The following is a 13,651-nucleotide window of genomic DNA, read 5'->3' on the forward strand; positions in this document are numbered from 1 at the left end:
ACGCGGCGGATTACTATGTCACTGATTTACTCGGCAGCAGGTTGGTCCTCAATAGGGGTAAAGGCCCCGCCGGGTACCGCGCTGGATACCGGACCGCTTGCTCCATTTGCCGACACCGCGCTGATGCCGAATATCCAGTCATCGCCGCGTATGCCGGTGAGATCTACGGTGAAACCAGCAGTATCGGCGGTAACGACCGGAGCCGCATCGCCAGTACGCTGTGCCGTAACATTTGCAGATAATTTTCCAGCGGGTGAATTGGCGGCACTGATTACCAGCACCGGCTCATCACGCCAATAGGGTTCGTCGGGCCGTCTTTGCCAAATGCGGTATTGCGCAGCCCCTGCAACAGGTGCCCATTTAAGCTCGGTCGATGTCCTCACCGCCGCCTTTTTCGAGACGGCCGGCGGCATCGGCGCCTGCGCCAATATATGCGCTGCGCGCACATTTAATTGCGCCGCCTTGGCGAGGTAGGGAAAGTCCATTTCATCCACCGTATCGCCATAGGTCACGCCGCCTTCAACGCGTAAATCCTGATGCTGGTGTTCATAATCTTCCACTGCGACCGAGAAACGGATTGCGGGATAGCCTTTCTCGACAAACGGGATCTGATCGCCGCCCCGGCCCATCCGATCGGTCCGCCAGATTTGGCGCACATCCAGACCCTGGGGGTTATCATCGGCAAGAATGTCGAGCCAGCGTGAGAGATTGCGGCTTGGGCTGTCATTTTCACCGCCGTCACGTCGCTGCGCAGAACGGACGGTGTCAGTGAGATCAGCACGCGGCCCTTCAGAAAAAACGCGGATATGCTCCGCATCGCAATATCCGTCAGAGCCGCAGCTGCTGCCGACGATATCATTATTCAGCACGGCTTTGACCGTCCACCCTTGCGCTTCGGCATATTCGGCCATCAGGCGCCCGCCATATAATCCCTGTTCCTCGCCGGACAGCAAGGCATAGACGATGGTAGAAGGATATTGCCGCTGTGACAGAACGCGGGCCGCCTCGATCGAAAGCGCCGTGCCAGACGCATCATCATTCGCGCCCGGTGCATCAACAGTAAAATCGGACACATCAGTGCCGCGACTGTCAATATGCCCCTGGATAATCACAACTTCATCGGGGCGCTGGGTGCCGCGCTGAATCGCGACGACATTGATCAAGCGGGTTGGTTCAGGTATCCTGCGACCTTGTACAATCCGTTCCGGCGTGACGACTTCGAGGCAGTTTCCGCACGCTTCGCTTGCCTTGCGAAATTGATCAGCGCCCCAGCGTAGCGCAGCCCCGATGCCGCGAGAGGGGTGGTCCTGCGAAGAAAGCGTGTGCCGCGTCCCAAACCCGACAAGCGTTTCGACATCAGATCGCAGGCGGTCTTGCGATACCGCTTCCGCAGGGTGAGCCGGCGGCGCGTTTTTTGGCGGATCATCCTGCGCTGACGCTGACACGGCGAACAGGGAAGCAGCGGCGATAACACAGTATTTTTGCATTTCAGTGTATTCGCCAAATTATGCTGGCTTAGCAAGGGCCTTATATCTGTTTAGGACCCTCGCCATAAGCATTGGCGCCCTGCTGTGATTTCATAATACCGACGAGCATCACGATGATGAGTGCCAGCCAGCCCAGCAAATCCTGCGCAATCATTCCCGCCTGCATAGATTGCTCTGCGGCCACCGCTGCGCCGGTTTCTGCTGCAACCGCTGCGCGCATCGTTTCCTCGATACCGTCAATCTGGCGATAGGAAATGAACATCCAAACCAGATGAATAACGAGGGGGATGGCCACTATTAAACCGGGCAGGCCTGTATCGTGCGTCCGCCTGATGAATGACGCAAAAAGCAAGACTATATTCAGTATGGCAACGACAAAACTGATCCAAACCGCAGTGGGCGCATATTGAACAACTTGCTCAAAAATTGCCGCTTCTGCTGCGGCAGAATCGCCGGTTTGAGCAACTTCAAAACCGGCGTTCATGGCCGCAACCATCATTGGTATGCTGGCGAGCAGCGAGATTGCAATGTTCAAAATAACCACGAACAACAGATATAACCAGAACACCTTGCGGCCATCTCGGCCGTGAATATTGGTCAGGTTTTTGAGATTATGGCGGATAGCTTTAAGCATGGTGAATCCCTGAATTATCAATAAGCTTTTGCGACATAAACGCGTTGCACTGCCGGTTCACCAGTGAAAATGCACGCGCCGTCCACTGGCGCTGCGTCCATTGGCACATTACGCACGGTCAATTTTAATTGTTTAAGCTTCTCCACCACAGCGTCCAACGTGGCCCCGGTCGGCCTCGACCATTGGACTTCGGCCCAGCCGGGATGGGTTTTGCCGGATGCAAAGTGTTCGGCCAACGCATCCATATCAGAAATATCGCGGGTAATATTCGCATCGCGGCGTGCAGCTGCCTGGTCGAACAGACTTCGCTGAATTTCGGCCAATAGTTCCGGGATCATATGTGCCGCTTCCTTGCGCGACAGCGTGAGGAAATTAGCCTTGCCATTTTCTGTCCAAAGGGCATCACGGCGCAGCAGGCTGACACCGTCATTATCCATGTCCCGCCCGCCGACTTCGATGATGACCGGCGCGCCCTTGCGGACATAATCCCACCGTTTTGCTGCTGCTTTTCCGGGCCGGGTATCCAACATCACGCGAAGTTTCTCGCCAAACGCGGACTGTCCTGCCAAAATTGCGCGCAGACTCTCGCAATATTCGGTCAGAGCGGTGTCTTCCCCCTCGTCCTTGCCACGCAGCATCGGCAGAATGATTACCTGACGCGGCGCGATGGTCGGCGGAACGCGCAGACCGTCATCATCGCCGTGCGTCATTATCACCCCGCCGATCATGCGGGTGGACACGCCCCAGCTGGTTGTATGGCACAGCTGCTGCACGCCGTCGGGATCCTGATACCGGATGCCTGAAGCCTCGGCGAAATTGGTGCCGAGATAATGCGAAGTACCAGCTTGTAACGCCTTGCCATCCTGCATCATCGCTTCGATCGACCATGTTTCCAATGCCCCGGGGAACCGTTCATGTTCCGGCTTCTCGCCCGCAATGACAGGCATCGCCAAATCTTCTTCCGCGCAGGCACGATAGACTTCGAGCATCCGCAGGGTGTGGGCTTTTGCTTCGGCGGCATCCGCATGGGCAGTATGCCCTTCCTGCCACAAAAATTCGCTTGTGCGCAGAAACATGCGGGTACGCATTTCCCAGCGGACGACATTGGCCCATTGATTGGTTTTGAGCGGTAAATCTCGCCAGCTTTGCACCCAGCGCGCCATCGCATCGCCAATGATGGTTTCCGATGTCGGACGAACAACCAAGGGCTCTTCCAGCTTCGCCGCAGGATCGGGAACAAGTTTGCCCGTACCGTCTTGGATCAGGCGGTGATGGGTAACAACGGCCATTTCTTTGGCAAAGCCATCAACATGCTCTGCTTCGCGTTCAAAATTGGCGAGCGGGATGAAGATCGGGAAATAACAATTATCATGGCCGGTATCCTTGATCCGGTCATCAAGCAGCCGCTGGATACGCTCCCAAATACCATAACCCCAAGGCTTGATGACCATGCAACCGCGCACGCCGGATTCCTCCGCAAGATCAGCGGCAGAAATGACTTCCTGATACCACCGCGCAAAATCATCTGCGCGCTTCACGTTCAATGCGTGGCGAATGTTAGACACGGATATTCCTGTTCATATTTACGTTGGAGCAGCCCAAGGAGTTGCTTATTTACCGATTTCGTCGAGCTTTTTTTGCATTTCCGCCATTTGTTTGCGCAGTAAAGCAATCTCGTCATTTTTTTCCGCTACTGGCGTTGCATCTGCGGCTTTGTTGCCTGGAAGAATGGCTTCTCCTACCGCGCGCATAACCGCCAAGTTGGTTTCGGCAATTTTAGCGATCGGATTGGCGGTCAGGCCATCCTTCAAAGCCTCCTGTATTTTCGATTGGTTGGCTCTGAAATTGGCCATAGTCGCTTCAAGATAATGCGGCATCATCGACTGCATGGAATTGCCATACATTGCGATCAGATCACGCAGAAAACTGACTGGCAGCATTTGCTTGCCGCTCGCCTCTTCATCCATGATGATCTGGGTCAAAATGGAATGCGTTATGTCGTCGCCCGTTTTGGCGTCCACCACCACAAAATCAGTTCCCTTTCGCGTCATGGCGGCAAGATCATCCAGCGTGATATAGCTGGAGGAAAGCGTGTTATAGAGCCGCCGATTGGCGTATTTCTTAATCGTGACTGTGTCGCCGGTGTGCGCTTTGCGCTTTGCCATTGGGCCATCCTGTTTATTGCGGTTATTGCTGCGTTAGCAGGTGCAGCAAGTGCAGCGCAACATCAGTGAGAAAACTTTGTCCTGCGGGCAAAACGCTGACCTAAAATGGTGAGCAATTCATATTGCGAAAGGCCGGAATGCCTGGCCGCCTCGGGTAATGCGTATGGCACTTCCAGCCAGTCGCCCTCCCGGCAATGCGGTACAGATGTCAGGTCCACCACGATCATGTCCATCGATATCTTGCCCAGGACTGGCAGCGTGTTACCGTGATGCATCAAGACAGCATGCCCTGCCCAACTGCGCAAAAACCCGTCCGCATACCCTAGCGAAACCACGCCAACCTGCATGTCCACGCGCGCGGTAAATGTGGCATTATAGCCAACAGTGTCGCCAGTTTTCAGCGTGCGGATTTGCAATATCGCGGCTTCGAGAAACGCGACCTGTCTGATGACACCGGCCAGTTCTGGGCGCGGTATACCGCCATATAGTGCAAGCCCGGGCCGGGTAAGATCATATGCATAGTCTGGCCCAAGCGCTATTCCTGCGCTATTGGCGAGACTGTATTGGCAGGCTGGGATGATATCCATTGCCCCCTTGAATTTCGCCCGTTGTTGCCCGTTGCGCGCGCCATCTTCATCTGCGGACGCAAGGTGTGACATTAACGTTCGAACAGACAGGCTGGTTGCTAAACCGCCGCCAATATCATCCATTGCGAGGCCGAGCCGGTTGATCCCTGTATCGACCATCACATCACACAGCTTCCCGCCAGCATCCTTCCAGATGTTGGCCTGATGAAAACTGTTTATGACCGGAATAATCCCCGAAGAAACCGCAAACTGCGCTTCTGCGGCATTTAACGGGCCATGCAAGACTGAAATCTGTTGAGGCGGAACATACTTCAGCAGCTTCTTTGCCTCGCCCCAATGGGCCACGAAATAGGATCTACATCCTGCTTTGATCAAGGCGGGAACAGCTTTGGCCAAGCCCAGCCCATAGGCATCGGCTTTGACTGCCGCCCCCGCAGACGCAGCGCCGGACATTGAATCAAGAACCCGCCAATTTTGCGCAATGGCTGCCGTATCAATGTTCAGCCGTAAAGTCGGCGCGAGCGGCTCAGGCATATTCGTCAAAGTCTTTGGGCGGCCCATCAGGCAGGCCCCACCATGCAACCACCAGCCCGAATGCCACCACGGCCCACGTATACCAAAGCCCTGAATAGGGGTCACCGGTTGAAGCGATGATGTATCCTGCAATCAGCGGCAGAAAACCGCCGAGATACCCGGCCCCGATATGATACGGGATCGACATGGAGCTGTACCGAATTTTTGGCGGAAACATCTCAGACAGCAGCGCCGCGACCGATCCGTATGTGAGCGCAGACAATATACCGCACAGCAGCAGTAGAGCGATAATAGCTGCCACACTTACCGGTGGCGGTGTCTGCACCGAGAAATCATAGCCGCGCAATTCCAGCATTGATTGCATTGCAGCTTTGCGCTCAGCGCCATTATCCCACGGGTAATCCGCCGCAAACGAGACAAGCTGATTGCCTATGGAGACCGAGAAGGCGCTACTCGCCGCCGTTCTGGCAGGTCCGATCGAGTACGTCACGCCAAGCGCAGTTAAATCCTGCAAAACCTTGCCGCAATCGGTTTCCTGCTGTTCGGCAAAAGGGGCATAGGTGCAGCTTTCGCCTGCCACTGTGATCGGCGCAGCGATACTGCTTTGTTGCAGCCCGGGATTGGCCAGAGATCCGATACCCCAGAAAATCGGGAATAGCAGAACCAAAGAGAGCAACCCGCCAATCATGATCGGTTTCTTGCGCCCGACCTTATCGGACCATTTGCCAACCAGAATGTAGAATATCATCGACAGCGTGCCCGCAGTCAGCATGATAATCTCGACTAGCCCCTCATCCACCCGCATCGGGCCGCGTAGAAAAGACAGACCAGAAAAAAAGGCGGTGTACCAGATGGTGGTGAGAATACCGGTGACGCCGAATAAGGTCACAAAAATACGCTTCTTATTGCCGGGATAGGTAAAACTTTCGACAAATGGATTTCTCGCGGTCTGACCCGATGCTTTCATCGCCTTGAAAACAGGGCTTTCTGACAGCTTGAGCCGCATCCAAAGGGAAATCACGAGCAGTATGATCGATAGCAGAAACGGTATGCGCCAGCCCCAGGCGGCAAAATCACCCGCCGGAATCAGTGCACGGCACAGCAGCACCACCACAATGGACAGAACAAACCCGCCCACAACGCTCGCTTGAATGAAGCTGGTGTAGAACCCGCGTTTTTCTGGCGGGGCATGTTCGGCGACATAGATCGCCGCGCCGCCATATTCTCCGCCCAAGGCAAGCCCCTGCAGAATTCGCAGCAGAATGACAATAACCGGCGCCGCGATGCCGATGGTGGCCGCGCTCGGGATCAGGCCGACTCCGGCGGTTGCTATACCCATCAAAGTGACCGTCACGAGAAAGGTATATTTGCGCCCCAATCGGTCGCCCAGAAATCCGAATAATATCGCGCCCAGCGGACGAAACCCAAACCCGACTGCAAAGCCCGCCCAAACCAGCAGCAATTGCAATGTCGGATTGTCCGACGGGAAAAACGCCGCCCCGATCAGCGCCGCGAGCGTGCCGTATATGAAAAAATCATACCATTCAAAAATCGTACCGGCAGATGATGCGGCGATAACCAGGCGGATCTCTTTCTCGGTGGGTTGGTGTTCGGCAAGTGCTGCGGCGTCACTCATGGTCGGTTGTTCTCCCCTGTGAACATTCGCGTTGTTTAGCCGGTAGCCAAGCCATTGGAAAGCGCGCGCTGAGCGGCTCGCCAGGGAAGCAACAGAGCCCCGCGGCGCGCCGGATATGAACGTGCCGGTACTATCAAGTCAAAAGATGGTATTTCCGGCGGGTTTTCGTAGCCATTCAGCCAAGCTTCGATCTGAGCCGATTGCCTGATCAACGCTTCGGTAGACATGCCCGTGACCGAGCGCGCAAAAAGTGCCGCTGATGCCTGACCAATTGCGCATGCGGACAACGACAGACCGATTTTCGATACCGTACCATAAGGGTCAATATTCAGTCCCAGCGAAATTGTGCTGCCGCAGGTGCTGGACCGCGCCTCCGCAGTGCACTCAAAGACGCCAAGCAATGGATAATTTGCCAGATCAACGGCAAGAGCAAGCACATCAGGCGTGTAAAGTTTTGCCGAATTGCCCGTTGCCATGTCTATTTAATGCCAGGCGTTTCAGCCGTCGTCCCGCAATCTGGCGCGGCGTTCATCAATCATTTGAACAAGCGTGTCAGCACTCGCATTGATTACCGGGTAGCTTCGCGCATCGGTCATCCATCCAGGCCTGCCCGCAACACCCCAGACTGTGTCGTAGCCAAGTACAATCAGAGAGAATGCCGTCACCACTATAAGCGCGCCCTTGATCGCCCCAAACCCAAAACCAAGAACGCGGTCAATCGGGCCAAGTATCGAATTGCGCGATGCTTCGCCTATCCGGCCTGCAATCAGTTTCATCGCTGCATACGGAACCAACAATAGCAATGCGAAGGCCAGCACCGCCACGGAAGTACCTGCCCCCAAATACTCCCGAAGAATCTCGTAGAAGGGCGTGTGTAAATAATGGATCGCAAACAGCGCGAGTATCCACGAGGCGAGCGACAGCACCTCCTGAACGATCCCGCGCGCAAAACCGCCAATTGCCGCGACGCCGACGATTGCCAGCACAATGATGTCGAACCCGCTCATGCGTCGATGGTTTATTCTTTAGCCACCACTTGGTCAACGAGGTTGCTCAATTGTTTCAGCCCGCGATATTTGAGCCCGGTGGGCGCTTGTGCATCCTGCGGGCCGCAGCCAGACGTGAAGCCAAGTTTTGCCGCTTCGCGCAATCGCAAACCGGCGTGCGATACAGGGCGAATTTCGCCGGCGAGTGAAACCTCACCGAACCAGATGCTCTGATTGGGCAAGGCTTTGTCAGCAAGCGCAGACATCAAGGCCGCCGCAACAGCCAGATCAGCAGCAGGATCAGATAAACGATATCCGCCCGCTATATTCAGATAGACTTCTGCCGAACTGAAATTTAGCCCGCAGCGCGATTCCAGCACCGCGAGTAGCATCGCCAATCGCCCACTGTCCCAACCAACGACTGCGCGGCGCGGCGTAGCCCCGCTCTGCAGTCGGACGATCAGCGCCTGTACTTCTATCAATACCGGGCGCGTCCCTTCCAGGGCCGGGAATACCGCGCTGCCCGCAAGCGGAATGTCGCGGCCCGATAGAAACAGCATGGACGGGTTGGCCACCTCCTCCAGCCCCTTGCCCGCCATTGCAAACACGCCAATTTCATCGACCGCTCCAAACCGGTTTTTAAGCGCGCGCAAAATCCGATATTGGTGGCTGCGTTCGCCTTCGAAGCTCATCACCACATCAACCATATGTTCAAGCACGCGCGGTCCGGCGATGCTGCCGTCTTTGGTCACATGCCCAACCAGAACGAGCGCCACGCCATTCTGCTTGGCATAACGGATCAGTTCAAACGCGCATCCGCGGACCTGGCTGACCGTACCCGGCGCGCCTTCGATAGTGTCAGAATGCATGGTCTGGATAGAATCGATGACCAGTAATGCGGGCGCTTCCATATGTCCCAAAGTGGTCAAAATATCGCGTACGGATGTCGCGGAAGCGAGTTTGATCGGGGCATCGGCCAGCCCCAAACGCGAGGCCCGCAGGCGTACCTGTCCAGCGGCTTCCTCCCCGCTGACATAGACAGTTGGCGCGCCATCTTGAGCAATTTTCGCCGCCGCCTGAAGCAGCAAAGTCGATTTTCCAATGCCAGGGTCACCACCCATCAGAATGGCCGAGCCGGGAACCAGCCCGCCGCCCAGTGCATGGTCGAACTCGTCCAGTCCGGTCGCGCGGCGTTTGAGCGGAATGCTGGGTGCATCGAGCGATACGAATTCTACCGCTCGGCCTCCACTAGACAGATCATGCTTCTGCGAGAATACTGTGGCAGGCGCATCTTCGGCCAGCGTATTCCACGCAGAACAATCGGGACATTGCCCCTGCCACCTATGCGATACGGAGCCGCATTCTGTACAAATATACCGCTTTTTTGCCTTTGCCATCATGCATTCTTAGTCAGAACATAAACGGAACGCAATTGCCTTCCGGTGTTTTGCCCGCCACAAGCATCCGGTGAGACAAAAAGAACTTCGTATCGCCCTCGTGTGTTATGGCGGCGTCAGCCTCGCGGTGTACATGCACGGCGTCACCAAGGAGATCTGGAAACTCGCCAAGGCAAGCTGCGCCTATCACGGTGCTATTCCGCGCAGCGAAGGAGTGCAAGGTGTATACCGTGATTTGCTAGAGCATATTGCCAGCCATCACGGACTACGATTACGCGTACTGCCTGACATTCTTACCGGAGCGAGCGCGGGCGGAATTAACGCAGTGTTTCTTGCCCAGGCGATCCATTCGGGACAGTCACTGGAGCCGTTGACCGATCTATGGCTTGATAATGCCGATGTGGATAGGCTGGTTGATCCCGATGCTCGGCCGATGTGGCGGTTCGCCAAATTCTGGGCACAACCCATCGCGTGGATGTTTCTGAAACGACCGGGCAACGAGATTTCCGAAAGCGTGGCCCCGGAAACCCGCTCTGAGGTGCGCCGCAAAGTTACCCAATTAATCAAAGGCCGCTGGTTTCAGCCGCCTTTTTCGGGCCCCGGCTTTTCCAGATTGTTGCATAATGCGCTGCACGCGATGCAAACCAGTGCAACCGGCAGCCCTCTGTTGCCCCCGGGCCATCCGATCGACCTGGTGGTCACTGCGACAGATTTTCGCGGACACATCGAATTGCTTCGGCTGAACAGCCCGCCAGTGGTTGAGGAGAGCGAACACCGCCTGCCAATTGGTTTTACTGCCATCACACCCCGGCAAAGCGGCGCTAGTTTGGCCGACAGTGCGGAATTGACATTAGCCGCCCGTGCAACAGCCAGTTTCCCCGGCGCATTCCCCCCGCTGGAGATTCAGGAAATTGATGATCTGATGATGGCCCAAAACCGGGAATGGGTGGGCCGCAATGCATTTATTGAGCGTGTGATGCCGGTGCGCGCCCGGTCCGGCGAGGTTGAGAATGCTGCGTTGGTAGATGGATCGGTGCTGGTCAATGCGCCCTTCGGCGCTGCGCTGAATGCATTACAGGGCCGCCCCGCCCAGCGTGAAGTTGACCGGCGGTTCGTTTACATTGATCCAAGACCGGATAAATTTGCGGACCATAGTGAACGCCGTGATCGCCCAGTCGGTTTTTTCTCGGCGATATTCGGATCAATCTCGACCATTCCCCGTGAACAACCCATTCGCGATAATCTGGAGGAACTGGAAGAGCAGTCGCGCGATGCGGAGCGTTTGCGGCGTATGGTGATCGCCTTGCGCCCTGATGTTGAAGATACGGTAGAAAAGCTGTTCGGACGTACGGTGTTTTTCAACAAACCCACACCGAAACGCCTGGCGGCATGGCGGGGCAAAGCCCAGCAGGCAGCCGCCGACGAGGCCGGCTACGCGTTCCAATCCTACGCGCAGGCAAAATTCACCGGTATCGTAGAAAAGCTGGCACGTTTAACGTATGATGCAGCGCCGGAATTGGGACTGCCCGACAGCACAGCGATCGCAGACAGCTTTTATACAGAACTGTCCCGCAGCGGCCTTTCTATACTTTCTCAAAATGGGGTGACCAAGCCCGCAGCGATCGGGTTTTTCCGCGCGCATGATCTGGGTTTTCGTATCCGCCGCCTACGCTTGCTAACACGGCGCTTGGCGCGTGATTGGGAAGCGGACCCGTCAATTCCGGACGAAGCACTGGAAGATGCGCGCGCTGCAATTTATCGGATTTTGGCACTTTATTTTGAGCAGGAACGTGTCGAAAATCTAGGCCCGGATTTTGCGGTACTCGCAAGCAATGCACTGCGGGCCCCGGCGCCGGTTCTGGCCCATCTGGCAAAGCGGCGCTTATTGGCTTCGATCGATGATGCGGCCGAGGACATGCTGGCCGATGCATTGGAAAAAATGCCCAAGGACCTGCGGCGAAGAATGCTGCTGACCTATCTCGGGTTCCCATTTTATGATGTCGCGACATTGCCACTGATGCGCAATGAAGGGTTGACTGAATTTGACCCGATCAAAGTAGACAGGATATCTCCTGATGATGCACGGTCGATACGCGACGGCGGTACAGCCGCGACCTTGCGCGGGACCGAGTTCTATAATTTCGGCGCGTTTTTCAGCAGGGTCTACCGCGAGAATGATTATATATGGGGGCGCTTGCACGGGGCGGAGCGCATGATTGATCTGGTCTGTTCAACGACGGACAGCCTTATGCACGATGACGAAATTACCCGCTTCAAACGGCACGCCTTTCTGGCAATCTTGGATGAGGAAGAGGAACGGTTGGAGGCGGACCCCGGTTTGCTGCCCACTATCCGTAACGAAATACTTCAGCGATTGGGCTGACCGGCCCTTCTTGCCCGTTCACGTCTTGGCAAAAAACAGGAGCATCACCAAGCGGCTATCTTCCAGCTTGCTACCAAAACCTGGCGCTGCATTATGGAACTGCCACGGCGAAAACAGTATCAGCCGGTTAAAGCGGATCGGCACACGCATGGTGCGTTCCCATCTGGCCGGAGACAGTGTATCCTTGTTGACGACATCATCAATCAGCAGGTTGATGTCTGTATAACCCGCAGCCTGAATGCCCGCCGCATCGCGCGGTACGCTTTCCAGCCCGGTCCGCTTGTGGCGGAAGAAATCAGTGCCGCCCGCAGCAGGCCTGATGCAGTCATCAGGTTTCGACAGATATAAAATGCCGGAGTAATATGCGGGATCGATATGAACTCCGCTGCGCCCTATATCGGATTTGCGCGTAACCCGGCAACAGCCGTGGTTTGTATCCGGCGCGCTGGCAAGATTTATGCCCAGATGCTTTGACACCGCGGCATCAATGGCATCTGTTGGTAACGGGGCGGACGAATTGAGACCGGGAAAATTTCCGTGTTTCAGAGCTGGATCATAATTCAATGCCAATGCCTCGCGCCGCGCCGCCCAGGGATCGATCAGAAAATTATCGATTATCGATAGCGAAGGCAGCAATGCGTTTGTCCTTAAACAGTGAAGGCATCTTTCAGTTTGTCAAAGAAGCCTTTGCTGGCAGGGCATTCCTCGCCTGTCTCGGTTTCCTGGAACTGACATAGAATTTCGCGCTGGGCCTTGGTCAATTTGGTCGGCGTCTCCACTGCGATCTCTACCACCAGATCACCGCGGCCGCGCCCCTGCAACACAGGCATGCCCGCGCCGCGAACGCGCAGCTGTTTTCCTGATTGGATACCAGCGGGAATATCGACTGTGTTGGTGCTACCATCCAAATCGGGGATATCCACTTCACCGCCCAAGGCTGCGGTCGTGAAGCTGATCGGCACCTGCGTGATCAAAGTTGTGCCCTCGCGTTCAAAGACGCTGTGCTGCGCCACGTGGACAAAAATGTACAAATCACCCGGAGGTGCGCCGCGCGGACCCGCTTCACCTTTACCGCTAAGCCGTATGCGCGTGCCGGTATCGACACCAGGCGGTACTTCCACATCCAGTGCAAGCGGCCGGTCAACGCGGCCCTCGCCCCGGCAATCATCGCAGGGGCTCTCAATAACTTCACCCCGCCCGTTACAATTCGGGCAAGGCCGCTCAACCACAAAGAAACCCTGCTTGGCGCGGACTTTGCCGTGGCCTTTGCACAAATTACAGCCGCGACTGCCCGTACCCGGTTTCGCGCCAGATCCGTTGCAGCTATCGCAGCCTTGCGAAACTTCTATTTCAATCTGGGTTTTTTTGCCGTGGAAGGCATCTTCCAACCCGATTTCCATATCATAGCGAAGATCTGCCCCGCGCCGCGCCTGTTGACGGCCACCGCCGCCACCAAATGCACTGCCGAAAATGGTTTCAAATATATCGCCGATATCGCCGAAGTCGCCTTGCGCACCGTGGCCGCCGCCACCGCCCATGCCCTGCTCGAATGCGGCGTGGCCATAGCGGTCATAGGCAGCGCGTTTTTGCGGATCTTTCAAGCAATCATATGCGGCTGAAACGGTCTTGAATTTCGCTTCGGCCTCTGCGTTCCCGGGGTTTCGATCGGGATGACATTCCATCGCGATTTTGCGGTACGCCGACTTGATTGTCTTGTCGTCAGCATCGCGGCTGACGTTCAGCACATCATAAAAATCTGAAGACATAATTCGTCCTAAACCGGTTTCGCCACTGGCACATGCTGCGGTGCAATATGCCAGCGGCGAAGAGGTTTTTTCAACA

The 13,651-nt window shown here is 55.9% G+C and carries 12 protein-coding genes; 1 reads left to right on the forward strand and 11 read right to left on the reverse strand.

Features of this window, described 5'->3' with window-relative positions; genetic code table 11:
• Positions 1–26: 26 nt before the first annotated feature.
• The 9 genes from WA922_RS10795 to radA all read right to left on the reverse strand — a co-directional run bounded on the left by WA922_RS10795 (position 27) and on the right by radA (position 9,426).
• The gene (locus WA922_RS10795; RefSeq protein ID WP_424771707.1) at positions 27–1,487 is read right to left on the reverse strand and encodes a M28 family peptidase; all 1,461 of its coding nucleotides are present in this window, start codon (positions 1,485–1,487) and stop codon (positions 27–29) included.
• A gap of 40 nt (positions 1,488–1,527) precedes the next feature.
• The gene (locus WA922_RS10800) at positions 1,528–2,121 is read right to left on the reverse strand and encodes a DUF805 domain-containing protein (RefSeq protein WP_424771708.1); all 594 of its coding nucleotides are present in this window, start codon (positions 2,119–2,121) and stop codon (positions 1,528–1,530) included.
• A gap of 17 nt (positions 2,122–2,138) precedes the next feature.
• Positions 2,139–3,686, reverse strand: coding sequence for an aminoacyl--tRNA ligase-related protein (locus tag WA922_RS10805; RefSeq protein ID WP_424771709.1), 1,548 nt, complete (start codon positions 3,684–3,686; stop codon positions 2,139–2,141).
• 45 nt (positions 3,687–3,731) lie between these two features.
• Positions 3,732–4,286, reverse strand: a complete 555-nt coding sequence (phaR, locus tag WA922_RS10810; protein WP_424771710.1) for a polyhydroxyalkanoate synthesis repressor PhaR — start codon at positions 4,284–4,286, stop codon at positions 3,732–3,734.
• A gap of 62 nt (positions 4,287–4,348) precedes the next feature.
• A complete protein-coding gene (gene alr, locus WA922_RS10815; protein ID WP_424771711.1) occupies positions 4,349–5,407 on the reverse strand; it encodes an alanine racemase in 1,059 nt (352 codons plus the stop codon).
• A complete protein-coding gene (locus tag WA922_RS10820) occupies positions 5,400–7,043 on the reverse strand; it encodes an MFS transporter (protein WP_424771712.1) in 1,644 nt (547 codons plus the stop codon). Before WA922_RS10820 ends, alr begins: the two co-directional genes overlap by 8 nt.
• A 35-nt stretch (positions 7,044–7,078) precedes the next feature.
• Positions 7,079–7,519 carry an iron-sulfur cluster assembly scaffold protein gene (locus WA922_RS10825; RefSeq protein WP_424771713.1) on the reverse strand — a complete coding sequence of 147 codons (441 nt, stop codon included), beginning with the start codon at positions 7,517–7,519 and terminating at the stop codon, positions 7,079–7,081.
• A 21-nt stretch (positions 7,520–7,540) separates the two neighbouring features.
• A complete protein-coding gene (locus WA922_RS10830; protein ID WP_424771714.1) occupies positions 7,541–8,050 on the reverse strand; it encodes a CvpA family protein in 510 nt (169 codons plus the stop codon).
• 11 nt (positions 8,051–8,061) lie between these two features.
• Positions 8,062–9,426 carry a DNA repair protein RadA gene (radA, locus tag WA922_RS10835; protein ID WP_424771787.1) on the reverse strand — a complete coding sequence of 455 codons (1,365 nt, stop codon included), beginning with the start codon at positions 9,424–9,426 and terminating at the stop codon, positions 8,062–8,064.
• Positions 9,427–9,496: 70 nt separating this feature from the next.
• Here radA and WA922_RS10840 point away from each other — a divergent pair, with 70 nt between their 5' ends.
• The gene (locus tag WA922_RS10840; protein WP_424771715.1) at positions 9,497–11,809 is read left to right on the forward strand and encodes a patatin-like protein; all 2,313 of its coding nucleotides are present in this window, start codon (positions 9,497–9,499) and stop codon (positions 11,807–11,809) included.
• A gap of 18 nt (positions 11,810–11,827) precedes the next feature.
• On the opposite strand, the gene WA922_RS10845 is transcribed toward WA922_RS10840, so the two are convergent.
• Positions 11,828–12,445: a DUF6445 family protein gene (locus WA922_RS10845; RefSeq protein ID WP_424771716.1), complete on the reverse strand. Its 618-nt coding sequence runs from the start codon at positions 12,443–12,445 to the stop codon at positions 11,828–11,830.
• Between the two features lie 11 nt (positions 12,446–12,456).
• Complete coding sequence (gene dnaJ, locus WA922_RS10850; protein ID WP_424771717.1) at positions 12,457–13,575, reverse strand: molecular chaperone DnaJ; 1,119 nt, start codon at positions 13,573–13,575, stop codon at positions 12,457–12,459.
• Positions 13,576–13,651: the final 76 nt, after the last annotated feature.

The organism is Pontixanthobacter sp., from assembly GCF_049682855.1.
In the GTDB taxonomy this organism is placed as follows: Bacteria; Pseudomonadota; Alphaproteobacteria; order Sphingomonadales; family Sphingomonadaceae; genus Pontixanthobacter.